General features: G+C 74.4%; 23 protein-coding genes and 1 rRNA gene. 23 read left to right on the top strand and 1 reads right to left on the bottom strand.

Annotated elements, in window-relative coordinates:
- Window positions 1-9: 9 nt before the first annotated feature.
- Together rrf and M3673_RS07505 are read left to right on the top strand one after the other, a co-directional pair.
- Window positions 10-126, top strand: a 5S ribosomal RNA gene (gene rrf / locus M3673_RS07500).
- A 201-nt stretch (window positions 127-327) separates the two neighbouring features.
- Entirely contained in the window at window positions 328-699 is a 372-nt protein-coding gene (locus M3673_RS07505; protein WP_251532803.1) for a single-stranded DNA-binding protein, read from the top strand.
- On the opposite strand, the gene M3673_RS07510 is transcribed toward M3673_RS07505, so the two are convergent.
- Window positions 674-1,798: a DUF1015 family protein gene (locus M3673_RS07510; protein WP_251532804.1), complete on the bottom strand. Its 1,125-nt coding sequence runs from the start codon at window positions 1,796-1,798 to the stop codon at window positions 674-676. The two genes, M3673_RS07505 and M3673_RS07510, sit on opposite strands and share 26 nt — an antisense overlap.
- A 120-nt stretch (window positions 1,799-1,918) precedes the next feature.
- Here M3673_RS07510 and M3673_RS07515 point away from each other — a divergent pair, with 120 nt between their 5' ends.
- The 21 genes from M3673_RS07515 (at window position 1,919) to M3673_RS07615 (ending at window position 23,965) form a co-directional block, all read left to right on the top strand.
- Window positions 1,919-2,929 (top strand): HAD-IIA family hydrolase, encoded by a 1,011-nt coding sequence (locus M3673_RS07515; protein ID WP_251532805.1) that lies wholly within the window; start codon window positions 1,919-1,921, stop codon window positions 2,927-2,929.
- 9 nt (window positions 2,930-2,938) lie between these two features.
- The gene (locus M3673_RS07520) at window positions 2,939-3,301 is read left to right on the top strand and encodes a hypothetical protein (RefSeq protein WP_251532806.1); all 363 of its coding nucleotides are present in this window, start codon (window positions 2,939-2,941) and stop codon (window positions 3,299-3,301) included.
- Window positions 3,302-3,305: 4 nt separating this feature from the next.
- A complete protein-coding gene (locus M3673_RS07525; protein ID WP_251532807.1) occupies window positions 3,306-4,148 on the top strand; it encodes a TlyA family RNA methyltransferase in 843 nt (280 codons plus the stop codon).
- Complete coding sequence (locus tag M3673_RS07530) at window positions 4,145-5,116, top strand: NAD kinase (protein ID WP_056864525.1); 972 nt, start codon at window positions 4,145-4,147, stop codon at window positions 5,114-5,116. The genes M3673_RS07525 and M3673_RS07530 overlap by 4 nt, the downstream gene beginning before the upstream one ends.
- Complete coding sequence (gene recN, locus M3673_RS07535) at window positions 5,109-6,881, top strand: DNA repair protein RecN (protein WP_251532808.1); 1,773 nt, start codon at window positions 5,109-5,111, stop codon at window positions 6,879-6,881. The genes M3673_RS07530 and recN overlap by 8 nt, the downstream gene beginning before the upstream one ends.
- A gap of 196 nt (window positions 6,882-7,077) precedes the next feature.
- Window positions 7,078-8,280: a putative cytokinetic ring protein SteA gene (gene steA / locus M3673_RS07540; RefSeq protein WP_251532809.1), complete on the top strand. Its 1,203-nt coding sequence runs from the start codon at window positions 7,078-7,080 to the stop codon at window positions 8,278-8,280.
- Window positions 8,277-9,176: a copper transporter gene (locus tag M3673_RS07545; protein WP_251532810.1), complete on the top strand. Its 900-nt coding sequence runs from the start codon at window positions 8,277-8,279 to the stop codon at window positions 9,174-9,176. Before steA ends, M3673_RS07545 begins: the two co-directional genes overlap by 4 nt.
- Before the next feature lie 427 nt (window positions 9,177-9,603).
- Window positions 9,604-11,292 carry a CTP synthase gene (locus M3673_RS07550; protein WP_056864521.1) on the top strand — a complete coding sequence of 563 codons (1,689 nt, stop codon included), beginning with the start codon at window positions 9,604-9,606 and terminating at the stop codon, window positions 11,290-11,292.
- Between the two features lie 10 nt (window positions 11,293-11,302).
- Window positions 11,303-11,926, top strand: a complete 624-nt coding sequence (locus M3673_RS07555; protein WP_193660756.1) for an NUDIX domain-containing protein — start codon at window positions 11,303-11,305, stop codon at window positions 11,924-11,926.
- Window positions 11,927-11,978: 52 nt separating this feature from the next.
- Window positions 11,979-13,094, top strand: a complete 1,116-nt coding sequence (gene ald / locus M3673_RS07560; protein ID WP_251532811.1) for an alanine dehydrogenase — start codon at window positions 11,979-11,981, stop codon at window positions 13,092-13,094.
- An 83-nt stretch (window positions 13,095-13,177) separates the two neighbouring features.
- Window positions 13,178-14,119 carry a site-specific tyrosine recombinase XerD gene (locus M3673_RS07565; protein WP_193661507.1) on the top strand — a complete coding sequence of 314 codons (942 nt, stop codon included), beginning with the start codon at window positions 13,178-13,180 and terminating at the stop codon, window positions 14,117-14,119.
- On the top strand, window positions 14,116-16,758 hold the full coding sequence (locus M3673_RS07570) for an RNA helicase (RefSeq protein ID WP_251532812.1): 2,643 nt from the start codon (window positions 14,116-14,118) through the stop codon (window positions 16,756-16,758). The genes M3673_RS07565 and M3673_RS07570 overlap by 4 nt, the downstream gene beginning before the upstream one ends.
- Before the next feature lie 381 nt (window positions 16,759-17,139).
- Window positions 17,140-17,757, top strand: coding sequence for a dihydrofolate reductase family protein (locus M3673_RS07575; RefSeq protein WP_251532813.1), 618 nt, complete (start codon window positions 17,140-17,142; stop codon window positions 17,755-17,757).
- 26 nt (window positions 17,758-17,783) lie between these two features.
- On the top strand, window positions 17,784-18,092 hold the full coding sequence (locus M3673_RS07580) for a GNAT family N-acetyltransferase (RefSeq protein ID WP_251532814.1): 309 nt from the start codon (window positions 17,784-17,786) through the stop codon (window positions 18,090-18,092).
- Window positions 18,093-18,406: 314 nt separating this feature from the next.
- Window positions 18,407-19,381 carry a ParA family protein gene (locus M3673_RS07585; RefSeq protein ID WP_156697927.1) on the top strand — a complete coding sequence of 325 codons (975 nt, stop codon included), beginning with the start codon at window positions 18,407-18,409 and terminating at the stop codon, window positions 19,379-19,381.
- Complete coding sequence (locus M3673_RS07590) at window positions 19,378-19,818, top strand: hypothetical protein (protein ID WP_374108191.1); 441 nt, start codon at window positions 19,378-19,380, stop codon at window positions 19,816-19,818. The genes M3673_RS07585 and M3673_RS07590 overlap by 4 nt, the downstream gene beginning before the upstream one ends.
- 26 nt (window positions 19,819-19,844) lie before the next feature.
- Window positions 19,845-20,795, top strand: coding sequence for a ScpA family protein (locus M3673_RS07595; RefSeq protein WP_374108192.1), 951 nt, complete (start codon window positions 19,845-19,847; stop codon window positions 20,793-20,795).
- Entirely contained in the window at window positions 20,792-21,472 is a 681-nt protein-coding gene (gene scpB / locus M3673_RS07600) for an SMC-Scp complex subunit ScpB (RefSeq protein ID WP_374108193.1), read from the top strand. Before M3673_RS07595 ends, scpB begins: the two co-directional genes overlap by 4 nt.
- Window positions 21,473-21,549: 77 nt before the next feature.
- Window positions 21,550-22,305: a pseudouridine synthase gene (locus M3673_RS07605; protein WP_056904326.1), complete on the top strand. Its 756-nt coding sequence runs from the start codon at window positions 21,550-21,552 to the stop codon at window positions 22,303-22,305.
- A gap of 171 nt (window positions 22,306-22,476) precedes the next feature.
- Entirely contained in the window at window positions 22,477-22,872 is a 396-nt protein-coding gene (gene aroH / locus M3673_RS07610) for a chorismate mutase (protein ID WP_056904124.1), read from the top strand.
- Window positions 22,865-23,965: a prephenate dehydrogenase gene (locus M3673_RS07615; RefSeq protein WP_251532816.1), complete on the top strand. Its 1,101-nt coding sequence runs from the start codon at window positions 22,865-22,867 to the stop codon at window positions 23,963-23,965. Before aroH ends, M3673_RS07615 begins: the two co-directional genes overlap by 8 nt.
- Window positions 23,966-23,983: the final 18 nt, after the last annotated feature.

The following is a 23,983-nucleotide window of genomic DNA, read 5'->3' on the forward strand; positions in this document are numbered from 1 at the left end:
CGCAAGAGTTACGGCGGCCATAGCGAAAGGGAAACACCCGGTCCCATCCCGAACCCGGAAGTTAAGCCTTTCAGCGCCGATGGTACTGCAACCGAGAGGTTGTGGGAGAGTAGGACGCCGCCGGACAATTCTTAGTGCTTGTGGGGTCACCTGTTACCGGGTGGCCCCACAAGCCATTTCAGGACCTCACAGTCGTTGCGCCGCACCGCCGGCACGGCCCACTGATCGTCCCCAGGCGCGACAGGACGCTCGTCCATCCACACCTGCGTGGCACGGCGCGGTGCGCGTGCCTCGAACGCGCCACAGTGGTGCTGGAGGTGATGCGTGATGGCACGCACGAAGGAAGCGGTTCTTGCGGGGGACGACGTGGCGCCGGTCAACGAGGTCCGTCTCGTGGGCCGTGTGTCGGGCGAGGCGGTGGTGCGCGAGCTCCCGAGTGGCGATCCCGTCTGCTCGGTGCGCCTGGTGGTGGACCGTGCGGGCAGCGTGCCGGGCTCGAGGCAGAAGGTCGACACGTTCGACTGCAGCGCCTGGTCGGCGCGGATGCGCCGGACGGTGTCGCGCTGGTCGCCGGGCGACGTCGTGGAGGTCCGCGGCGCTGTGCGCCGCCGGTTCTTCCGTCAGGGGGCGGCCGCCTCGTCGCGGGTGGAGATCGAGGTCGCCGAGGCCCGACTCATCCGTCGAGCAGCGAGTGCATGAGCACCCCGGGGCTCGGCTTGGGCTGGAAGGACGTGGCCTTCTCGGGGAGCAGCCGGTCGTCGGCGGCGACAGCGACCACGTGGTCCACGTCGGGCGCGGGCAGGAGCACGGCCACGGCCTTGCCGGGCCGAGCGGCCGCGGCCGCCTTCTCGGCCGTGTGGTGGTAGTCCACGGAGCGCGGACTGCGAGGCAGCGACGGCAGGATGGCCTCGTGCAGGAGCTCGACCGCCGAGCGGCCGGAGCCGGTCGGGAGGGTCAGCGCGCTCCAGTGCTCCCCGTCGGTGGCCACGAGGTGGTCGGGACCGAGGTGGTCGAGGGCGGCGGAGCGGCGTACGCGCTCGCCGGAGCCACCGATGCTGGTGACCGCGCGGGTCAGCTCCGGCAGGGAGACGCCCTGGACGACACGGTGGATGGCACCGAGATGGAGCGGGGTGTCGGTCTGGTCGACGAGCATGACGAGACCGTGGTCGGCGGCGCCGCCGGGGTCGCGCGCCTGGAGGCGGAGGTAGGCGGCATAGCGGTGGTGCCCGTCGGCGATGAGGACGCGACTGGGAGCGACCTCGCCCTGGACCGCCGCGATCTCGTCGGGGTCGGTCACGGCCCACAGCCGGTGCTCCTGCCCGATGCGGTCCCGGAAGGCGTGGGTGGGGCGCCGGGCCACCTGGCCCCGCGTCAAGGATCGCAGGGTCTCGGAGGCGCGGTGGACCAGGAGGATGGGGGCCGGGTGGAGGCGGATCTCGGCCAGCTTGTCGGCGAGGTCGTCGGCCTGGGCGGGGCGCACGCCCTCGTGGGGCAGCACGGCGCGCTCGGCGGGGAGGACGGCGCGACGCGAGAGGTCGAGCACGCCCACGACGCCGCGGACGGTGAGGCCTGCGGCGGTGTACTCGTGGACGTAGAGCGCAGGCACCCGGTCGCGCGCGACCTGTCCGTGCTCCTCCCAGCGCGCCAGCCGGTCCAGCACCTTGCGCTGGGACCGGCCGAAGGTGCGCGCGGTCGCGGGATCGCCCACCCGCAGGGGCGCCATTCGCAGGGCCCGAAAGGGCCCCAGGTGGAGGGGTCCGGCGACGTACGGCGGGGTGACCGTGCCGGAGCGCTCCATCTGCGCATCGTAGGGGGCGGGCCCGCCGACCCAGGGACCACCGGGCAGGCTGGGCCCACCGGCCCGCGTGGGGCCGGTGACGACCGCCGGCCGGCGCCGGCCACGACCGAGGGGTGCACCATGCTGCGTGGGACCGACCGAGCTCTCTGCGACCAGCACGACCTGGCCATGCTCGATCTCGACGGCGTGGTCTACATCGGTGGGGAGGCGGTGCCCGGGGCGGCCGAGGCGATCGCGGCCGCCCGCGAGCGGGACCAGCGCATCGCCTTCATCACCAACAACGCCTCACGGACACCCGAGACCGTGGCCGCGCACCTGACCGAGCTCGGTGTGGACGCCGCGCGCGAGGACGTGGTCACGTCGGCCCAGGCCGCCGCGCGGGTGCTCGTGGACCGGCTGGGCGCGGGAGCGCGGGTCGCGGCCCTGGGAGCCGACGGGCTGCTGGAGGCGCTGCGCGAGGAGGGCCTGGAGCCCGTCGGCATCGAGGACGAGGCCGACGCGCTCGCCACGGGCTACGGCCCCGACGTGCTCTGGCGCGACATCATGCGGGCCGCGGTGCGGGTGCGCGACGGTTTGTGGTGGGTGGCCAGCAACACCGACATGAGCATCCCGACGGCCTACGGCACGGCGCCCGGGCACGGGGTGCTGGTCGAGACGCTCAGCCGGTTCGCCGGGGTCGACCCGGTGGTCGCGGGCAAGCCCGCCCGCCCGCTGCTCGACGAGACCGTCCGCCGGGTGGGGGGCGCCACGCCGCTGATGGTGGGGGACCGGCTCGACACCGACATCGAGGGCGCGGTCGGCGTCGACATGCCCGCACTGCTCGTGATGACCGGTGTGACCGGCCTCCCCGAGCTCGTGGCGGCACGGCCCCGGGAGCGACCGACGTACCTTGCGGCGGACCTCTCCGGGTTGCTGCAGGCCCATCCGGAGCCCACCCGGAACGACGCGACGGTGGAGTGCGGCGGGTGGACGGCGGAGGTCGACGGCGCCGCCGAGCTGGTGGTGGAGGGCGACGGCTCGCCGGACGACTGGTGGCGCGTGGTCGCCACCGCTGCGTGGGAACACCTCGACGCGGGCGGACGGCCCGTGGGCGTCGACCGGCTGCGGGCCCCGGGCACGCAGCGACGGTAGCCTCGCGCCATGAGCCACACCCCCGGGGCCGGCGCCCCCTTGAGCGAGGAGCACGCCCCGACCGGGGTGGCCGAGGTCGACGAGGTCGTCGAGGTCGTCACCCGGCTCGACGGGCGACCCGTCGCCGAGCACGTCGCGGTGTTCGAGGACGCCCACGACCGCCTGCGCCGAGCACTGGACGACGTGGACGGGCTGCTCGGCCCGGCCGCGGACGCGGACGGCGCCCCGCGCGACGTGCCGGTCACGGTGGAGCGACCGGGGCCCGGGGTGCCGTCGCCGGGTCGGGCAGGTGCGCCCGGTCCGCGGCCCGGCGCGACCGGCGTACCCCGTCCGGGGCCGGGATCCTCGTCCCGCTCCGACGGCGGGGCGTGACGCCGTGCCCCCTCGTCGACTGCGCCTCGACGCGGAGCTCGTGCGTCGCGGCCACGCCCGCTCGCGCGAGCACGCCAGCGAGCTCATCGCCGCCGGTCGTGTGAAGGTCTCGGGCGCGCTCGCCCGCAAACCGGCCACCGGCGTCACCACCGACGTGGCCATCGTGGTCGCGGAGGCCTCCGACGACCGACCGGACTACGTCTCGCGCGGCGGCCACAAGCTGGCGGGCGCCCTGGACGACCTCGCGCCGCTCGGCCTCGACGTGGCGGGCCGGCGCTGCCTGGACGCGGGGGCCTCCACCGGGGGCTTCACCGACGTGCTGCTGCGCCGCGGCGCGGCCCAGGTGCTCGCCGTCGACGTCGGCTACGGCCAGCTCGCCTGGCCCCTGCGCCAGGACGAGAGGGTCGTCGTGCACGACCGCACCAACATCCGCGAGCTCGACCTGCCGCTGGTCGGGGACCCGGTGGACGTCGTGGTGGGCGACCTGTCGTTCATCTCCCTCGAGCTGGTGCTCGGCGCGCTGCTGCGGGTGACCCGGCCCGACGGCGACCTGGCCCTGATGGTCAAGCCGCAGTTCGAGGTGGGCAAGGAGCGGGTGGGCAAGGGCGGGGTCGTGCGCGACCCGGAGCTCCGTGCCGAGGCTGTGCAGTCGGTCGCCGCCGCGGCGGCCTCGCGCGGCTGGGGGGCCCGGGCCGTGACGACCAGCCAGCTGCCGGGACCCTCGGGCAACGTGGAGTTCTTCCTCTGGCTGCGCCACGGCCCGGCCACGGTCGACGAGGACGCGATCCACACCGTCGTCACCACCGCGGCGCCGCTGGGGGTGGCGGGTGAGAGGGTGGAGCCATGAGTGACTCCCCGAGCGCCGACCCGGCGGTGCGCCGTGTGCTCATGCTGACCCACACCGGGCGCGAGGAGGCCCGCGAGGTCGCCCTGGAGTTCTGCAAGGCCCTCACCAGCAACGGGATCGTCGTGCGCCTGCTCGCCGGCGAGGCCGACGACCTGGGCCTCACCGCCGACGAGCACCCGGGCCACCCGGGCCACCTCGAGATCACCGACCTGCACCGCGACCCCAGCGCCGGGTGCGAGCTGGCCCTCGTGATCGGGGGCGACGGCACGATCCTGCGGGCCGCCGAGATCACCCACGCCAGCCAGACCCCCGTGCTGGGGGTCAACCTGGGCCACGTGGGCTTCCTCGCCGAGGCCGAGCACGACGACGTCGAGTCGACGATCGCGGCCATCGTCGACCGGCGCTACTCCTCCGAGGACCGGATGACCCTCGACGTCGTGGTCTACGTCGACGGCGAGGTCGTCACCCGCACCTACGCCGTCAACGAGGCCAGCGTCGAGAAGGCCTCGCGCGAGCGGATGCTCGAGGTGGTCGCGGAGGTCGACGGTCGCCCGCTGTCGCGGTGGGGGTGCGACGGCGTCGTCTGCGCGACCCCGACCGGGTCCACGGCCTACAACTTCAGCGCCGGCGGACCGATCGTCTGGCCGGGCGTCGAGGCCCTGCTCATGGTGCCCATCAGCGCTCACGCCCTCTTCGCCCGCCCGATGGTCGTGGCCCCCACGTCGGTGCTGGCCGTCGAGGTGCTGGCGCGCACCGGCGTCTCGGGCGTGCTGTGGTGCGACGGGCGACGAGCCGTCGAGCTGCCGCCCGGCGCGCGGGTCGAGGTGCGGCGCGGCGAGCGGCCGATGCGCCTCGTGCGCCTGCACGAGGCGCCCTTCACCGACCGTCTCGTGGCCAAGTTCGGGCTGCCCGTCGAGGGCTGGCGCGGCGCCGCGGAGAGGCGACGCAAGGGAGACGACCGTGCTTGAGGAGATCCGGATCAGCTCCCTGGGCGTCATCGACTCCTCCACGCTCGAGCTCGGACCCGGCCTGACCGTCATCACCGGTGAGACCGGAGCGGGCAAGACCATGATCGTCACCGCCCTGGGCCTGCTGCTGGGCGGGCGCAGCGACAGCGGCGCCGTGCGCACGGGTGCCCGCTCGGCCCGGGTCGAGGGGCTGGTGAGGGTCGACGGCCTGGGCGGCTTCGCGACGTCGGTGGAGGACGCCGGTGGCGAGGTCGAGGACGGCCACGTCGTGCTGGCCCGCAACGTCTCGGCCGAGGGCCGCTCGCGGGCCTTCGTGGGCGGCGCCTCGGTGCCCGTCTCGACGCTGGCGTCGGTCAGCGAGCCCCTCGTCGCCGTGCACGGCCAGTCCGACCAGCACCGCCTGCTGCAGCCGAGGGCCCAGCGCGACGCGCTCGACCGCTTCGGCGGAGATGCCGTGGCCGGGGCCGCGGCGGCGTACACGGCGTGCTTCGAACGGCTGCGGGCCGTGGAGACGGAGCTCGTCGAGGTCGTCACCAGCGCTCGGGAGCGGGCGCGCGAGGCCGACCTGCTCCGCTTCGGGCTCGGGGAGGTCGAGGCCGTCTCGCCCGAGGTGGGCGAGGACGTCGCGCTGGCCGCCGAGGAGACCCGGCTGGGCTTCTCCGACACCCTGCGGACCGCCGCCGAGCAGGCCCGTGAGGCGCTCTCGAGCGAGGACGGTGCACCCGACGCGCTCGCGACGACCACGGCCGCCCGCTCGGCGCTGGAGTCGGTGCGCGCCCACGACCCGGAGGCCGCCGGACTGGCCGACCGGCTCGGTGAGATCTCCTACCTGCTCTCCGACCTGGCCGCCGACGTGGCCTCCTACGCCACCCGGGTCGAGGTCGACCCCGCGCGTCTGGCCGCGGTCTCCGAGAGACGTGCCGCGCTGACCGCGTTGACCCGCAAGTACGGCGAGACCATCGACGAGGTCCTCGCCTGGGCCGAGACGTCGGCGCGCCGGCTGCTGGACCTCGACGGCACCGACGAGCGCGTCGAGCAGCTGCGCCAGGAGCGCGAGGAGCTGCGCGAGGAGCTGGCCGACCTCGGACTGCGGCTCTCGCAGCTGCGCGGCGAGGCCGCCACGCGGCTGGCCGAGGCGGTCACCGGTGAGCTGGGCATGCTGGCCATGCCGCACGCCCGGGTCGTCGTGGAGGTCAGGCAGCACGCCGTGGAGGCCCCGGCCGAGACCGGTGACCCTGCCCGGGTCGGCACGCCGTTGCGGGTCGGGAAGCGCTGGCTGCGCTACGCCCCGTCGGGCCTCGACGAGGTCGACCTGCTGCTCGCGGCCAACACCGGCTCGGAGCCGCGCCCGCTGCACAAGGGTGCCTCGGGCGGCGAGCTCTCGCGGGTGATGCTCGCCCTCGAGGTCGCGCTGGCCGGCACAAGCCCCGTGCCGACGTTCGTCTTCGACGAGGTCGACGCAGGCGTCGGCGGCACGGCCGCCGTGGAGGTCGGGCGGCGCCTGGCCCGCCTGGCCCGTGACGCCCAGGTCCTCGTGGTGACCCACCTGCCGCAGGTCGCGGCGTACGCCGACCGCCACGTGGTCGTCAGCAAGTCCAACGACGGCACCGTCACCAGCTCGGGGCTCGCGGTGCTCGACGACACCCAGCGCGAGCGCGAGCTGTCGCGCATGATGGCCGGACTCACCGGCTCGGACACCGCGCTGGCGCACGCCCGCGAGCTCCTCGAGGTGGCCGGCCCGGCGCGCGCGCTGCCCGTCGGCTGAGACCCGACCCGGTCCCCAGGCCGTCGTCAGGCCGTCGTCAGGCCGTCGCCGCGTCGCCGCCGCGTCCTGCCCGGGACCGGTGGCCGGGTCCTGGCCGGGGACGCGGCACGGGTCGGGACGGGCACGGGCGGGCCGACGCGCCCGGCGCGTCGAGGTGCCCGGGACGGTGCCGGGCGGATGTCAGCATGGGGCGGTCATGAGGCTCCCCGAAAGACTGCGTCCCGCCCCCGAGACCACCGGCCTCGTCGGCCCCCTGCGGCTCGAGGCCCGCACCAGTGACCTCCTGCCGCGGCTGCGGTCGGGAGACGTGGCCGTGCTCGACCACAGCGACCTCGACCGCGCCACGGCGCGACGCCTCGTGGGAGCGGGGGTGTCGGCGGTCGTGAACGTCTCGCCCTTCGTCTCGGGGCGCTTCCCCGCCCAGGGGCCGCTGGTGCTGGCCGAGGCCGGCATCGTGCTCGTCGACGGTCTCGGTGCCGCGGGTCGCTCGCGACTGCGCGACGGTGCGCGCGTGGTGGTCGAGGAGGGCGTGCTCCACCTCGACAGCGGGGAGCAGGTGCCCGGTCGCAGCGTCGACCTCGGCGTGCTGCGCGAGGACCTCGACGCCGCCCGCAGCGGACTGGCGACCCAGCTCGAGAGCATCAGCCACCACGGCACCGAGCTGCTGCGGCGCGAGGAGCCCCTCCTGCTGCACCGCGAGGGCCTCCCACGCCTGGCCACCGCGGTGCGGGGGCGCACCGCGGTCCTCGTGGCCGCCGGCGCCCGGCACCGCGAGCAGCTGGCGCAGCTGCGGCCGTTCCTGCGCGAGCAGGAGCCGGTGGTCGTGGCCGCCGCCGACCTCGCCGACGAGGTGGTCGCCGCCGGTCTGCACGTCGACGTCGTGGTGGTCGACCTGCGCCACGACCGGCCGACGCTGCCCTCGGCGTGCACGCTGCGCGCCGCCGGCGACGTGGTGCTCGTGGGAGACCTCGGCCGCAGCGACGTCGCCGACTCCCTCGACCGCCTCGGCATCCGGCCCTCGCGGCTGGCCACCTCCCTCGACGCCGCCGACGCCGCGCTGCTGACCGTCGACGCCCACGACCCGGCCCTCGTCGTCGGTGTCGGGCTGGCCGGTGGTCTCACCGACCTGCTCGACCGGACCCGCTCGAGCGCGGCCGGGAGCCACCTGGTGCGCCTCGCCCTGGGGGCGCGGCTCGTCGACGCCGACGCGGTGCCCCGGCTCTACTCCGGGCGCGTGCGTCCGGTCCACCTGCTGCTGGTGATGCTGGCCGGTCTGCTCGCCCTCGCCGCCGCCGTGGCCGTCACCCCCGTGGGCCAGACCTGGGCCAACCAGGGTGCCGACGCCCTCGCCGACCTCGGCCGCACCCTCTCCGACCTGTTGCAAGGACTCCTCCCGTGATCTCGTACCGCCACCACGTCGTCTCGCTCGTCGCCGTCTTCCTCGCCCTGGCCGTCGGGGTCGTGCTCGGCGGGGGTCCGCTCAGCGAGCTCGGCCGAGACCGGGACACCGCCACCGCCCGTCAGGTCTCGGCCGAGACCGGGCCGATCGCGCAGGCCGGCTACGGCGAGGCCTTCGCCACCGCGACGGCGGCGCGGCTCTACGACGACGCGCTCGCCGAGCGTCCCGTGGCGCTGCTGGCGCTGCCGGGCGCCGACGAGGACACGCTCACCGCGCTCTCCGACCAGGTGCAGGTCGCCGGCGGCGAGGTCGCCGCGCGCTACGAGCTCCAGGCCCGGCTGACCGACCCGACGTCGAGCACCCTGGTGGACAGCCTCGGCACGCAGGTGCTCGAGCAGCTCGGCGACGCGCCGGCGGCCCGTGGCATCGACCCCGACGCGCCGGCGTACGTGAGGCTGGGACAGCTCACGGGGCTGGCCGTGGGCAGCTCGTCGGAGGCCGGTGGCGAGGTGACCGACGCTGGCCGCACCGTGCGCGACAGCCTCAGCGAGGCCGGCCTGGTGACCTCGCCGGAGCCCGACGCCGCCCTGGCGCCGCTGCTCGTCGTGGTGCTCGGCGACGACCAGCAGGTCGACCCCGACGTGCTCCAGGACCTGCTGAGCGGGCTCTCCGCGACGACGCAGGGCGTCGTGCTCGCCGGACCGACATCGTCGGGGGCCGACGGGGTGCTGGCGACGCTGCGCGAGGACGGCGGCGTCGAGGGCGTCCCGAGCGTGGACGGGGTCGAGACCGCGCCGGGACAGGTCACCACCCTGCTCGCCCTGCTCCGCTCGCCGTCGGGGGCCGGGGGCGACTTCGGGGTCGCCGGAGCCGACGGGGCCGTGCCGGTCGACTGATGCCCGGGCGGCGATCGTCCCCGTGACGTCGTCGTGCTGGACGCTGGACGGCTGGGTCGGGTGGTTTCGAGACGGTCGCTGGCGCTCCCTCCTCAACCACCGCGCTGGGCGTGTCCGTCCGCTGTCGTGGTTGGGGTCGGGTGGTGTCGAGACGGTCGCTGGCGCTCCCTCCTCAACCGCCGTGCTGGGGCGTGTCCGTCCGCTGTCGTGGTTGGGGTCGGGTGGTTTCGAGACGGTCGCTGGCGCTCCCTCCTCAACCGCCGTGCTGGGGCGTGTCCGTCCGCTGTCGTGGGTGGGGTGGGGTGGTGTCGAGACGGTCGCTGGCGCCGCCTCCCCGGCCGGCGTCGGTGTCTCGTCGGTCACCGCGCGGCGGCGTGTCGCGGCGGGTGGTCACGGGGCGGGCCGACCTGACGTAGGGTGGAGTTCCGTGAGGAACCCAGGGCCGACCAAGCACGTATTCGTCACCGGAGGCGTCGCCTCCTCGCTCGGCAAGGGGCTCACGGCGTCCAGCCTGGGCCGGTTGCTGCGCTCGCGGGGGCTGCGGGTGACGATGCAGAAGCTCGACCCGTACCTCAACGTGGACCCGGGGACGATGAACCCCTTCCAGCACGGCGAGGTCTTCGTGACCAACGACGGCGCCGAGACCGACCTCGACATCGGCCACTACGAGCGCTTCCTCGACACCGACCTCGGTCAGATCGCCAACGTCACCACCGGCCAGGTCTACTCCAGCGTCATCGCCAAGGAGCGCCGCGGCGACTACCTCGGCGACACGGTGCAGGTGATCCCGCACATCACCAACGAGATCAAGGAGCGCGTGCTCGCGATGGGCGGCGAGGACGTCGACGTCGTCATCACCGAGGTCGGTGGCACGGTCGGCGACATCGAGTCGCTGCCCTTCCTCGAGGCCGCGCGCCAGGTGCGCCACGACATCGGGCGTGGCAACTGCTTCTTCCTGCACGTCTCGCTGGTGCCCTACATCGGCCCGTCGGGGGAGCTGAAGACCAAGCCCACCCAGCACTCCGTGGCCGCGCTGCGCCAGGTCGGCATCCAGCCCGACGCCGTCGTGTGCCGCGCCGACCGCGAGCTGCCGGCCTCGATCAAGAAGAAGATCTCGCTGATGTGCGACGTCGACGAGGAGGCCGTGGTCACCGCGGCCGACGCCCCGTCGATCTACGACATCCCCAAGGTGCTGCACCGCGAGGGCCTCGACGCCTACGTCGTGCGGCGCCTCGACCTGCCCTTCCGCGACGTCGACTGGACGCTGTGGGACGACCTGCTGCGCCGCGTGCACCACCCCAAGGAGGAGGTGACCATCGGCCTGGTCGGCAAGTACATCGACCTTCCCGACGCCTACCTCTCGGTGGCCGAGGCGCTGCGCGCCGGTGGCTTCGCCCACGAGGCCAAGGTCAACCTGCGCTGGATCCCCTCCGACGACTGCGCCACCCCGGCGGGCGCCGCGCGGAACCTGCAGGACCTCGACGCCGTCTGCGTGCCCGGCGGCTTCGGCATCCGCGGCCTCGAGGGCAAGCTCGGCGCCCTCACCTACGCCCGCACCCACGGCCTGCCCACCCTCGGGCTGTGCCTGGGCCTGCAGTGCATGGTGATCGAGTACTCCCGCACCGTCCTGGGCCTGGAGCAGGCCGGCTCCACGGAGTTCGACCCCGAGACCCCCGAGCCGGTCATCGCGACGATGGCCGAGCAGAAGGAGTACGTGGAGGGGGCCGGCGACCTCGGCGGCACGATGCGCCTGGGGCTCTACCCCGCGGCGCTCAAGGACGGCACCGTCGTGCGCGCCGCCTACGGCGAGGCGCTGGTGCACGAGCGGCACCGCCACCGCTACGAGGTCAACAACGCCTACCGCGCCCGGCTCGAGGAGGCCGGCCTGGTCTTCTCCGGCACGGCCCCCGACGACAGCCTCGTGGAGTTCGTCGAGCTGCCCCGCGAGGTGCACCCCTACTACGTCTCCACCCAGGCCCACCCCGAGCTGCGCTCGCGCCCGACCCGACCGCACCCGCTCTTCGCGGGCCTGGTCGGCGCGGCCATCGAGCGGCAGAAGGAGCTGCGGTTCCCGATCGACGCCGAGCTCGTGCGCCGCGACGCCGCGGAGGCCTGAGGTGGGTGCGGTGGCCGACGGCGCCGGCGAGCAGCCCGCGCTGCGCGACGAGCCGGCCTCCTGGCCGGTCCGCTCCAGCGGTGACCTGCACCGCGACGGCTGGGTCGTGGCCCTGCGCGAGGACCGCATCCAGCGCCCCGGCCACCCCGAGGAGGAGCCCTTCCGCCGCGTGGTGCTCGAGCACCCCGGCGCCGCGGTCATCCTGGCCGTCGACGACGAGGAGCGGGTGCTGTGCCTGTGGCAGTACCGCCACGCGGCGCAGACCCGATTCGTGGAGCTGCCCGCCGGGCTGCTCGACGTCGACGGGGAGGAGCCGGTCGACGTCGCGCGCCGCGAGCTGGTCGAGGAGGCCGGATACGAGGCGCAGGAGTGGACCCACCTGGTGTCGACGTACTCCTCGCCCGGGATCTCTGAGGAGCTGGCCCACATCTACCTCGCGCGGGGACTGCGCGAGGTGGGGCGCGGCGACTTCGTGCCGGCCCACGAGGAGGCCGAGATGGAGACGGGCTGGGTGGCCTTCGACGACATGGTCGAGGCGGTGCTCGACGGCCGCCTGCGCGACGCGCCCGTCGTGATCGCGGTGCTCGCCGCGCACGCCAGGGGCCTGGCGGGATCGGCGCGCGCGTCCCGATAGTGTCGCTCGCACCCCACAGCGTCGTGGGGCCCCGTGATGACAGGAGTGTCAGGTGAAGGTCGGCGTCCCGAAGGAAGTCAAGAACCACGAGTACCGGGTGGCCCTGACGCCGCTGGGTGTCCACGAGCTGGTGGCCCACGGCCACGAGGTCGTCGTGGAGACCGGCGCCGGCGTCGGCTCCCAGATCAGCGACGACGACTACGCCGCCGCCGGAGCCACGCTGCTGCCCGACGCCGACGCCGTGTGGGGCGAGGCCGAGATGGTGCTCAAGGTCAAGGAGCCCGTGGCCGAGGAGTACCACCGCATGCGGGAGGGCCAGCTCCTCTTCACCTACCTCCACCTGGCCGCCGACCCGACGCTGACCGCCGAGCTGATGAAGCGCAAGGTCACCGCGATCGCCTACGAGACCGTGCAGCTGCCCTCCGGCGCGCTCCCGCTGCTCTACCCGATGTCGGAGGTCGCCGGCTGCCTGGCCCCGCAGGTCGGCGCCCACGCGCTGCTCAAGGCCCAGGGCGGCCGCGGGGTGCTGCTCGGCGGCGTCGGCGGCGTCGCCAACGCCAAGGTCGTCGTCATCGGCGCGGGTGTCTCGGGGCAGAACGCCGCCAACATCGCCCTCGGCATGGGCGCCGACGTCACCCTGCTCGACACCGACCTCGACAAGCTGCGCATGTCCTTCTGGCGCTACGACAACCGCGTGCACGGCCTGGCCTCCTCCAAGCTGGCCATCGAGCAGCACGTCACCCAGGCCGACATGGTCATCGGGGCCGTGCTCATCCCCGGCGCCAAGGCCCCGAAGCTGGTCTCCAACGAGCTGGTCGCGGCCATGAAGCCCGGCTCGGTGCTCGTCGACATCGCCGTCGACCAGGGCGGCTGCTTCGAGGACACCCGCCCCACGACCCACGCGGACCCGACGTACGCCGTGCACGACTCGGTCTTCTACTGCGTGGCCAACATGCCCGGCGCCGTGCCGACCACCTCGACCTACGCGCTCACCAACGCCACCATGCCCTACGCCGTGGCGCTGGCCGGCAAGGGCTGGCTGCAGGCCTGCCGCGACGACCGCAGCCTGGCGCTGGGGCTCAACACCCACGACGGGCAGCTCACCAACGCCCCCGTGGGCCAGGCCGTCGGCGTCGACGCGGTCTCCCTCGACCGCGTGCTGGCCTGACCCGGGTGCCGACGCTCGCGCAGGAGCCCGCGACGGTGGGTGACGGGGGAGGCACCGGGGACCTGACGGGCCCCCGTGTCGCCGTGCGCACCTACCTCGACCACCTCTCGGTCGAGCGCGGCCTGGCGACCAACACGCTGTCGTCCTACCGCCGCGACCTGCGCCGCTACCTCGCCCACCTCGCGGCCCGCGGGGTCTCGAGCCTCGACGAGGTGACCGAGGCGGTGGTCTCGGACTTCCTCGTCGCGCTGCGCGAGGGCGACGCCGAGCACCCGCCGCTGAGCGCGACGTCGGCGGCCCGCACGGTGGTGGCCGTGCGCGGCTTCCACCGCTTCGCCGTGGCCGACGGCCTCGCCCAGGCCGACCCGGCGGCCGGGGTGAAGCCGCCGGCCCCGGCCAAGCGGCTGCCCAAGGCGCTGCCCCTGTCGGACGTGGAGGCGATCCTGGAGGCCGCGGGCGCCCCCGGCACCGCGCTCGCGCTGCGCGACCGGGCGCTGCTGGAGGTGCTCTACGGCACCGGTGCGCGGATCTCGGAGGCCGTCGGGCTCGACGTCGACGACCTCGACCGCAGCGGCGCCGCCGAGCCCGGGCTGGCCGCCGTGCCGGGCACGGTGCTGCTGCGCGGCAAGGGCGGCAAGGAGCGGATCGTGCCGGTCGGCTCCTACGCCCTGGAGGCGGTGGAGGCCTACCTCGTGCGTGGTCGCCCGGAGCTGGTCGCAGCCGCGACGGGCACGGGCCCGGCCGGAGCGCTCTTCGTCAACGCCCGCGGGGGCCGGCTCTCGCGGCAGTCGGCCTGGGCCGTGCTGGCCAAGGCCGCCGACCGGGCCGGCGTGACCCGCGACGTCTCCCCGCACACGCTGCGCCACTCCTTCGCCACCCACCTGCTCGACGGGGGCGCCGACGTCCGCGTCGTGCAGGAACTCCTGGGCCACGCCTCTGTGACCACCACCCAGGTCTACACGCTGGTGACGGTGGACAACCTGCGCGAGGTCTTCGCCACCTCCCACCCGCGAGCGCGCGGATGAGCGCCGCCGAGGGCGCGGCCGCCGCCTGGCCGCCGCGCGTGGGCGCCGGCGACGACGAGGTCTACGACGCCGTCGTGGCCTGGGCCGCGGGCACCGGGGTCTCGCTCTACCCCCACCAGGACGAGGCCGTCATCGAGCTGCTGGGGGGCAGCAACGTCGTGCTGGCCACCCCCACCGGGTCGGGCAAGTCGCTCGTGGCGGTGGCCGCCCACGCCGCGGCGCTGGCCCGCGACGAGGTGTCCTTCTACACCGCGCCCATCAAGGCGCTGGTGAGCGAGAAGTTCTTCGCGCTCTGCCAGGTCTTCGGGGCCGACAACGTCGGCATGCTCACCGGCGACGCGTCGGTCAACGCCGACGCCCCGATCATCTGCTGCACCGCCGAGGTCCTGGCCAACCTGGCGCTGCGGGAGGGGGCGGGCGCCGACGTCGGCCTGGTCGTGATGGACGAGTTCCACTTCTACGCCGAGCCCGACCGCGGCTGGGCCTGGCAGGTGCCGCTGATCGAGCTGACCGACGTGCAGTTCCTGCTGATGTCGGCGACCCTCGGCGACGTCACGGACCTCGCCGCCGACCTCACCCGGCGCACCGGGCGCGAGACCGCCGTGGTCGACGACGCCGAGCGGCCCGTGCCGCTGGACTTCACCTGGTCGCTCACCCCGCTGCTCGAGCAGCTCGAGGAGCTGGTCACCACCGGCCAGGCCCCCGTCTACGTCGTGCACTTCACCCAGGCCGCCGCGGTCGAGCAGGCCACCGCGCTGCTCAACGCGAAGTGGGTGCCCAAGCCGGCCGACGAGCTGGCCGAGCTGCTCGCGGGCTTCCGCTTCGGCGCCGGCTTCGGCAAGACCCTCTCCAAGCTGCTGCGCCGCGGCATCGGCGTGCACCACGCCGGCATGCTGCCCCGCTACCGACGCGTGGTCGAGCAGCTGGCCCAGGCCGGTCTGCTCTCGGTCATCTGCGGCACCGACACCCTCGGCGTCGGCATCAACGTGCCGATCCGCACGGTGCTCTTCACCGGGCTCGCGAAGTTCGACGGCAACCGGCAGCGGGTGCTGCGCAGCCGCGAGTTCCTCCAGATCGCAGGGAGGGCCGGCCGGGCCGGCTACGACACCCGCGGGTACGTGGTCGTGCAGGCCCCCGAGCACACCATCGAGAACGAGAAGGCCAAGCGCAAGGCCGAGGCCAAGAACGCCGCGATGAGCGCGGAGAAGCAGGCCAAGCGCAAGAGCAAGGCCCAGCTGCGCAAGCCCCCCGAGGGCTCGGTGGTGTGGACCGAGCAGACCTTCGACAAGCTCGTCGAGGGCACCCCCGAGCAGCTGGTCTCGCGCATGCGGGTCGACAACTCGATGATCATCAACGTCCTGGCCCGCGACGAGGACGCCTTCGCGGTGCTGCGGCGGCTGCTCACCGACAACCACGAGGACCGCCGCAACCGCGTGCGCCTGGCGCGCCGTGCCCTGCGGCTGACCCGCAGCCTGGTGCAGTCGGGCACCGTGACCCGGCTCGAGGAGCCCGACGAGCTGGGCCGGCGCTACGTGCTCACCGTCGACCTGCCTGACGACTTCGCCCTCAACCAGCCGCTGGCGCACTTCGCGCTGGCCGCCTTCGAGGTGCTCGACCCCGAGGCCGACGACCACACCCTCGACCTCGTCTCGGTCGTCGAGGCCGTGCTCGAGGCGCCCCGGCAGATCCTGCTCGCCCAGCAGTGGGCCGCGCGCGGCGAGGCCGTCGCCGAGCTGAAGGCCGACGGCGTGGAGTACGACGAGCGGATGGCGCTGCTCGACGAGATCACGTGGCCCCAGCCCCTCGCGGAGCTGTTGGGCACGACGTACGAGATCTACCGGCAGAGCCACCCGTGGCTCTCCGAGGACGCGCTGGCGCCGAAGTCGATCGTGCGCGAGATGTACGAGCAGGGGATGGGCTTCACCGACTTCGTGAGCCGCTACCAGCTCGCCCGCTCCGAGGGCCTGGTGCTGCGCTACCTCACCGACGCCTACCGCACGCTGCGCGTGACCGTGCCCGAGCGCCACCGCACCCCCGAGCTCGACGACCTCGCCGAGTGGCTGGGCGAGACGATCCGCCAGACCGACTCCTCGCTGCTCGACGAGTGGGAGGCGATGACCGACCCCGAGGCCGTCGCCCGGCGCGCGGCGGAGCTCGCCGGCTCCGGCCCGCCCGCCTCGCCGCGCCCGATCTCCAAGCAGGGCCGGGCCTTCGCCGTCATGGTGCGCAACGCGATGTGGCGCCGGGTGGAGCTCGTGGCGCGCGACGACCTCGACGGCCTGATGGCCCTCGAGCGGGCCTCGGCCGACCGCACCGACCCGCCCCGCGCGGTCGTCGTCACCCGCTCGGTGTGGGACGCCGCGATCGAGGACTACTACGCCGAGCACGACCGGGTCGACCTGGGGCCCGACGCGCGCGGGCCCGCGCTGCTGCAGGTGGAGGAGACGGTCGGCGTGCCCGCCGGGGTCGACGACGACGGGGACGAGGGCACGGCGCGGCTGCTGCTGGTGCGCCAGACCGTGCACGACCCCGAGGGGCACCACGACTGGATCGTGGAGGCCACCGCCGACCTCGACGCCTCCGACGAGATCGGCGAGCTGGTGCTGGCCACCACCGCGTTCCGGCGGCTGGGGGGCTGAGGCCGGGCCGCCGGGCGAGTGGTGGTCTCGAGACGCTCGCCGGCGTCCGCTGCTCGACCGCCGCGCGTGGGCTCGCTGGTCGAGCACCGGGGTGGTGGGTGGTTTCGAGACGCTCGCTGGCGCTCGCTCCTCAACCACCGGGGGTGGGCTCGCTGGTCGAGCACCGGGGTGGTGGGTGGTTTCGAGACGCTCGCCGGCGCCCGCTGCTCGACCACCGCGCGTGGGGTCGCTGGTCGAGCACCGGGGTGGTGGGTGGTTTCGAGACGCTCGCTGGCGCTCGCTCCTCAACCACCGGGGGTGGGCTCGCTGCTCGAGCACCGGGGGTGGGCTGGCTGCTCGACCACCGGGGGTGAATGCGGTTGCGGTGGGGTGGCGGGGGCTGTGAGCCTGGGCGCCCGCGCCCCCCACACCGAGGAGCTGCCCGTGCGCTCGCTGGTCTACCTGGTCGCCACCTCCCTCGACGGCTTCATCGCCGGACCCGACGGCGACACCTCCGTGCTCGAGGAGGACCTGGAGTCGGCCGCCGCCGCGCTCGCGGCCTACCCCGACACCTGCCCCGCCCACCTGCGCGAGGCCTTCGGCATCAGCGGCCCGCCGGTGCGCTTCGACACCGTCGTCATGGGCGCGGCCACCCACCGTCCGGCGCTCGCGGCCGGGCTGACCAGCGCCTACCCGCACCTCACGCAGTACGTCGCGACCCACGCCGACCTGCCCGAGGACCCGACCCAGCACCGGTGGGAGGGCGACCTCGCGGCCCGCGTCAGGGAGCTCAAGGCCGCGCCGGGGGGCGACATCTGGCTGTGCGGGGGCGGCGACCTCGCCGGGCAGCTCGTCGAGGAGATCGACGAGATCCACCTCAAGGTGCACCCGGTGCTCCTCGGCGAGGGCGTGCCCGTGGTCCGCGGCGCGGGTCTGCGCCGGTTCACGCACGTCTCCAGCAGCACCCTCGCGGGCGGGGTCGTGCTGTCGGTCTACACCGCTCGCGCCTCGGGGGCGTGAGCCCGGTCGCGGCCTAGGCTGGGGCCATGAGCGAGCAGGCGCGGACGTCGGGGGTCACGGTCAGGCACGAGCCGGGCGAGTCGCGCTGGGCGGCGTACGACGGGCCCGAGCTGGCCGGTGTCGCGGTCTACGAGCTCGCCGACGACCCGGCCCGGGTGGTCTTCACCCACACGGTCGTGCGCGACGGCTTCGAGGGCCGCGGCGTCGGCTCGGCGCTGGCCCGCGCGGCGCTGGACGAGGTGCGGGCGGCGGGGGAGCGCCGCGTGGAGCCGCAGTGCCCCTTCATCGCCGGCTGGATCGGCAAGCACCCCGACTACGCCGACCTGGTGGTCTGAGGCCGCTCGGACCGCACCGGCTCCTCCACAGCTTCGTCCCCAGGTGGGGAGGTGCCTGTGCAGAACCCCGGGACCTCCTCCACACTCCGTGCACAGATCAGGGCACCGGCCTGGGGAGGACGGCCACCGGGTTGTCGCCGGGGGTGGGCGGACCTAGGCTCGCGCGGACGTCGACCGACATGTCGTCGTGTCGACACGGAGGCAGGATCCCGGTGCGGCGCCCCGGTGGCGCCGACGTGGGGATCCCGAGCGAGGAGCGCCCGATGAGCGATGGTGGAATGGTCCCCGGACCCGGGGGCAGCAGCGCCCACGAGATGCCGCCCCGGTTCCGCACGCCGACCCCCACCCTCGGAGAAGAGCAGCAGTTGACCGAGCCCCTCCCGTTCGAGCGCCCGCCCTCGGCGCGGCCGGCCACCCCGGCGGTCTCCGCGAAGGCGACCGCCGTCGGCGACCTCGGCCCCACCGGCCGCCCCATGCCGCTGATCCCCGAGCCCGGCCCCGTGGCCGAGCACGGGCGCGCGCGCGTGGTGTCGATGTGCAACCAGAAGGGCGGCGTGGGCAAGACCACCACGACGATCAACCTCGGTGCGTCGCTCGCGGAGTTCGGTCGCAAGGTGCTCCTCGTCGACTTCGACCCGCAGGGCTCGCTGTCGGTCGGGCTGGGGCTCAACCCCCACGAGATGGACATGACGGTCTACAACCTGCTGATGGAGCGCGACGTCACCCTCGAGGACGTCGTCGTGCCCTCCGGGGTGCCCGGCATGGACCTGCTGCCCTCCAACATCGACCTCTCCGCCGCCGAGGTGCAGCTGGTGCAGGAGGTCGCGCGCGAGCAGACCCTGCAGCGGGTGCTCGCGCCCGCGCTGGAGCGCTACGACGTCATCATCATCGACTGCCAGCCCTCGCTGGGGCTGCTCACCGTCAACGCGCTGACCGCCTCCGACGGGGTCATCGTGCCGCTGGAGTGCGAGTACTTCGCGCTGCGCGGCGTGGCGCTGCTCAAGACCACCATCGACAAGGTGCGCGAGCGGCTCAACCCGCGCCTGGAGATCGACGGCGTGCTCGGCACCATGTTCGACGGGCGCACCCTGCACAGCCGCGAGGTCATGGAGCGACTGGTGCAGGCCTGGGGCGACACCGTCTTCCACACCGTGATCCGGCGCACCGTGAAGTTCTCCGACGCCACCGTCGCCGGCGAGCCCATCACGTCCTACGCCTCGGCCTCCGCCGGCGCCGACTCCTACCGCACGCTGGCCAAGGAGGTGCTGGCCCGGTGGCTCGCCGGGTGAGCCTCCCCTCGGCCGACGACCTCTTCCGCCCGACGGCCGACCCGACCCCGCCGCAGACCGGCGACCACGCGTCGCCCGACTCCCCGGACGCCCCCGGAGCCGCCCCCGACCGTGCGCCCGACGGGGCGCCCGGCGCCCCAGCCGACGACCGGGGCGCCGGATCCGCCGGCGAGCCCGCCGATCCCGCCGCGACGCCACGCGCGCGGCGCGGGCCGGCCAGGCCGAGCGGCCGGGTGCGCCACGACGAGAAGATGACGGTCTACATCACCTCCGAGGAGCTGCTGGCCATCGAGCACGCGCGCCTCGCGCTGCGCAGCGGCCACGGGCTGGCCGTGGACCGCGGCCGGCTCGTGCGGGAGGCCGTCGCGATGGTGCTGGCCGACTTCGAGGCCGACGGCGAGGACAGCGCGCTCGTGCGGCGGCTGACCCGGGAGTGACCACGGTCGGGACCGTGGCTGGTGACGTGGCTGGTGACGTGGCCGGTGACGTGGCCGGTGACGTGGCCGGCGAGGGGGCCGGCCCTGCCGGCTCGGACGCCTTCGAGGTCAGGCTGGTCAACTTCGAGGGACCCTTCGACCTGCTGCTGAGCCTGATCTCCAAGCACAAGCTCGACGTGACCGAGGTCAGCCTCTCGCAGGTGACCGACGAGTTCATCGCCCACGTCAGGGCCCTGCGCGACCGCCCCGTGCCCGGCGGGGGCCCTCGCGACGCGGTGGGCGACCTCGAGCGGACCACCTCGTTCCTCCTGGTGGCCTCCACCCTGCTCGACCTCAAGGCGGCCCGGCTGCTGCCCCAGGGAGACGTCGAGGACGAGGAGGACCTGGCGCTGCTCGAGGCCCGCGACCTGCTCTTCGCCCGGCTGCTGCAGTACAAGGCGTTCAAGCAGGTCGCCGGGGTGCTCGAGCGTCGCCTGGCCGGGGAGTCGCTGCGCCACCCCCGCGCGGTCGGGCTGGAGGAGCGCTTCGCCACGCTGCTCCCCGAGGTGCTGATCGGCATCGGTCTCGAGCAGTTCGCGGCGCTGGCGGCGCGCGCCCTGGAGCCCAAGCCGCTGCCCGAGGTCTCCCTCCAGCACATCCACGCCACCACCGTGTCGGTGCGCGAGCAGGCCGCCGTGGTCGCCGAGCGGCTGCGCCGCGCCGGCACGCTCACCTTCCGCGCCCTGTGCGGCGACGCCCCCGACACCCTCACCACCGTGGCACGCTTCCTGTCGCTGCTCGAGCTCTTCCGCGAGGGCGTGGTGTCCTTCGACCAGGTCGACCCGCTCGGGGAGCTGAGCGTGCGCTGGACCGGCGACGAGGACACCGACGTCGAGGACCTGGTCACCGACGAGTTCGACGGCGCTCCGCCCGAGCCCGGTGCCGATCCTGACCCCGACCCCCAGCCCGACCCCGCGACGACGCAGGAGCACCCGTGAGCGAGCAGGACACCGGCCCCGCAGGCGCGGAGGCGACCTCGAGGGGACCGCAGGGTGACGGCGTACCGGTCGTGGCGCTGCGGCCCTCCCTCGAGGCCGTGCTGATGGTGGCCGACCAGCCCCTCGACGCCGTCTCGCTGGCCACAGCGGTGCGCCACCCCGTGGCCGACGTCGTGGCGGCGCTGCAGCTGCTGGCCGAGGAGTACGCCGAGCAGGGCCGCGGCTTCGAGCTGCGCCACGTGGCCGGTGGCTGGCGCTACTACACCCGCGAGGAGCACGCCGCGGTGGTGGAGGCCTTCGTGCTCGAGGGGCAGTCGGCGCGGCTGACCCAGGCCGCGCTCGAGACGCTCGCGGTCGTGGCCTACAAGCAGCCCGTCTCGCGGGCCCGCGTCTCGGCGGTGCGCGGCGTCAACGTCGACGGGGTGATGCGCACCCTGCTCGCGCGCGGTCTGGTCGAGGAGGCCGGCAACGACGCCGAGACCGGCGCCCACCTCTACCGCACCACCATGTACTTCCTGGAGCGCATCGGGGTGACCTCGCTCGACGAGCTGCCCGAGCTCGCGCCCTACCTCCCTGACATGGACGACCTCGAGGACGACCTCGAGAGCGTGGCCGCCGCGGCCGCGCCACGGACCGGACCGGGCACCGAGCCCGACGGTGGAACGGAGCCCACGTGACCAGCGACCAGACCGGCGACCAGACCGGCGACCAGACCGGCGAGCAGACCGGCGACCGGCAGGGCAGCGGCCCGCAGGTGCAGACCGACGACGACGGCCAGATCCGGCTGCAGAAGCTGCTGGCCCAGTCGGGCGTCGCCTCGCGACGCAAGTGCGAGGAGCTGATGCTCGAGGGCCACGTGGTCGTCGACGGCGAGGTGGTGACCCGGCTCGGCACGAAGGTCGACCCGCGCACCGCGGTGATCCGCGTCGACGGCAAGCGGCTGCCACCGATCAGCCCCCACGTCTACCTGGTGCTGAACAAGCCGCGCGGCGTCGTCTCGACGATGTCGGACCCCGAGGGGCGGCGCACGCTCTCCGACGTCGTGGCCGACCGTCCCGAGCGGCTCTTCCACGTCGGGCGCCTCGACACCGACACCTCGGGCCTGCTGATGCTCACCAACGACGGCGACTTCGCCCAGCGGATGGCCCACCCGTCCTACGAGGTCGACAAGACCTACGTCGCCGAGGTCGAGGGCGAGGTCTACCAGCGCACCCTCAAGCAGCTGCTCGCGGGCGTCGAGCTCGACGACGGTCCGGTGACCGTCTCGCGGGCCCGCGTGGTCAGCGGCGGGCACGGTCGCAACTCCCCGGGGCGCAGCATCGTCGAGCTGGTCATCCACGAGGGCCGCAACCGCATCGTGCGGCGCCTGCTCGACCACGTCGGCCACCCCGTGACCCGGCTGACCCGCACCGCCATCGGGCCGGTCGAGCTGGGCCGACTGGCCCCGGGGGAGCTGCGCGACCTCACCACCGACGAGCTCGGGGTGCTGCTCGACGCGTCCCAGCTCTGAGGCCGGGCGCCGGCCCTGCGCCCGGCGCTCGCTAGCCTGAGGCCGGCCGAGCTGCAGGGGCGAGGCGCGGCGACCGGGACCGGCGACGAGGACCGGCGCACCTGCGAGACACGGCGCGACCCAGCGAGAGCCAGCGAGAACCGACCAGAACCGACGAGACGAGGAGCAGACGTGGCAGTGCGAGCCATCCGGGGGGCCACCCAGCTCGACGAGGACACCCGCGACCACATGCTCGACCGCGTCGCTGAGATGGTCACCGACGCGATGACCTCCAACGGCCTGGAGGTCGACGACTTCATCTCGGTCATCTTCACTGCCACCAGTGACCTGGTCTCGGAGTTCCCGGCCTACGCCGCGCGCCAGCTCGGCTTCGGCGACGTGCCGCTGATCTGCGCCCGCGAGCTCGAGATCGAGCGGTCGATGCCCCGCGTCGTGCGGATGATGGCCCACGTCGAGACCGACCTCCCGCGCGCCGACATCACCCACGTCTACCTCCACGGGGCCGCCGCGCTGCGCAGCGACCTGACCCGGGTGCGCTCGGTGCCCGACGCCGACCCCGATGCCTGAGGCCCCGGAGGCCCCGGTCGTCGCCGACCGGGTCCCGCGCCTGGTCGGACCGGTCGAGGTCGTCGGCGCCGGTCTGGTGGGGGCCTCGATCGGCCTGGCCTGCGCGCGTGCCGGGATCGAGGTGCTCCTCACCGACGTCTCGTCGGAGAACGTCCGCACCGCCTCCGGGCTCGGCGCCGGCCGACCGAGACGCCCCGACGACCGCCCGCAGCTGGTGGTCGTCGCGGTGCCGCCCGACCACCTCGGACGGGTCATCGCCGCCGCCCTGGCCGACGGCGACGCCGTCGTCACCGACGTGGGCAGCATCAAGTCGGGCCCGCTCGCCGACGTCGCCGACAGCACCGGGGCCCACCGCTACGTCGGCAGCCACCCGATGGCCGGCAGCGAGCGCTCCGGCCCCCTCGCCGCCACGGCCGCCCTCTTCGACGGCCGACCCTGGGCGATCACCCCGCACGCCGCCGCCGACGTCGAGGCCGTCGAGCTCGTGGAGGACCTCGTGCGACTGTGCGGGGGAGTGCCGGTCTGGCTCACCCCGGCCGAGCACGACCGGGCCGTGGCCCGCACCTCGCACGTGCCCCACCTGCTATCCGCCCTGGTGGCCGCCCGCCTGGCCGAGGCCCCGGAGAACCACCTGACCCTGTCGGGCCAGGGCGTCCGCGACGTCACCCGCGTGGCCGCCGGCGACCCACGGCTCTACGGCCAGATCGTCTCGGGCAACGCCGAGGCCGTCGCCGCGCTCCTCACCGAGGTCCGCGACGACCTCGAGGCGATGATCGCCGCGGTCAGTGCCGGCGACCGGGCCGGCCTCGAGCTGCTGCTCGACCGCGGCGTCGCCGGCACCCGCAGCATCCCCGGCAAGCACGGTGGCCCGGCCACCCCGACCCGCTCGGTCTTCGTAGCCGTGCCCGACCACCCCGGCGAGCTGGCCCGCCTCTTCGCCGACGCCGTGGCCAGCGAGGTCAACATCGAGGACATCCGCATCGACCACGACCCCGGTCGCCCCGTCGGCCTCGTCGAGCTGGTGGTCGACCGCACCCGGGCCGAGCACCTGCTCGGGTCGCTGGAGGAGCGGGGCTGGACGACGCACCGCTGAGGCGGTGACGGGGGGCGG

Source organism: Nocardioides sp. P86, from assembly GCF_023712465.1.
GTDB lineage: Bacteria > Actinomycetota > Actinomycetes > Propionibacteriales > Nocardioidaceae > Nocardioides > Nocardioides kribbensis.

Bases quoted from the DNA above. Each gene is read 5' to 3' on its own strand.
- M3673_RS07505 (WP_251532803.1), top strand. From the start codon at position 328: ATGGCACGCACGAAGGAAGCGGTTCTTGCGGGGGACGACGTGGCGCCG.
- M3673_RS07510 (WP_251532804.1), bottom strand. From the start codon at position 1,798: ATGGAGCGCTCCGGCACGGTCACCCCGCCGTACGTCGCCGGACCCCTC.
- M3673_RS07515 (WP_251532805.1), top strand. From the start codon at position 1,919: ATGCTGCGTGGGACCGACCGAGCTCTCTGCGACCAGCACGACCTGGCC.
- M3673_RS07520 (WP_251532806.1), top strand. From the start codon at position 2,939: ATGAGCCACACCCCCGGGGCCGGCGCCCCCTTGAGCGAGGAGCACGCC.
- M3673_RS07530 (WP_056864525.1), top strand. From the start codon at position 4,145: ATGAGTGACTCCCCGAGCGCCGACCCGGCGGTGCGCCGTGTGCTCATG.
- steA (WP_251532809.1), top strand. From the start codon at position 7,078: ATGAGGCTCCCCGAAAGACTGCGTCCCGCCCCCGAGACCACCGGCCTC.
- M3673_RS07570 (WP_251532812.1), top strand. From the start codon at position 14,116: ATGAGCGCCGCCGAGGGCGCGGCCGCCGCCTGGCCGCCGCGCGTGGGC.
- M3673_RS07580 (WP_251532814.1), top strand. From the start codon at position 17,784: ATGAGCGAGCAGGCGCGGACGTCGGGGGTCACGGTCAGGCACGAGCCG.
- M3673_RS07585 (WP_156697927.1), top strand. From the start codon at position 18,407: ATGCCGCCCCGGTTCCGCACGCCGACCCCCACCCTCGGAGAAGAGCAG.
- M3673_RS07615 (WP_251532816.1), top strand. From the start codon at position 22,865: ATGCCTGAGGCCCCGGAGGCCCCGGTCGTCGCCGACCGGGTCCCGCGC.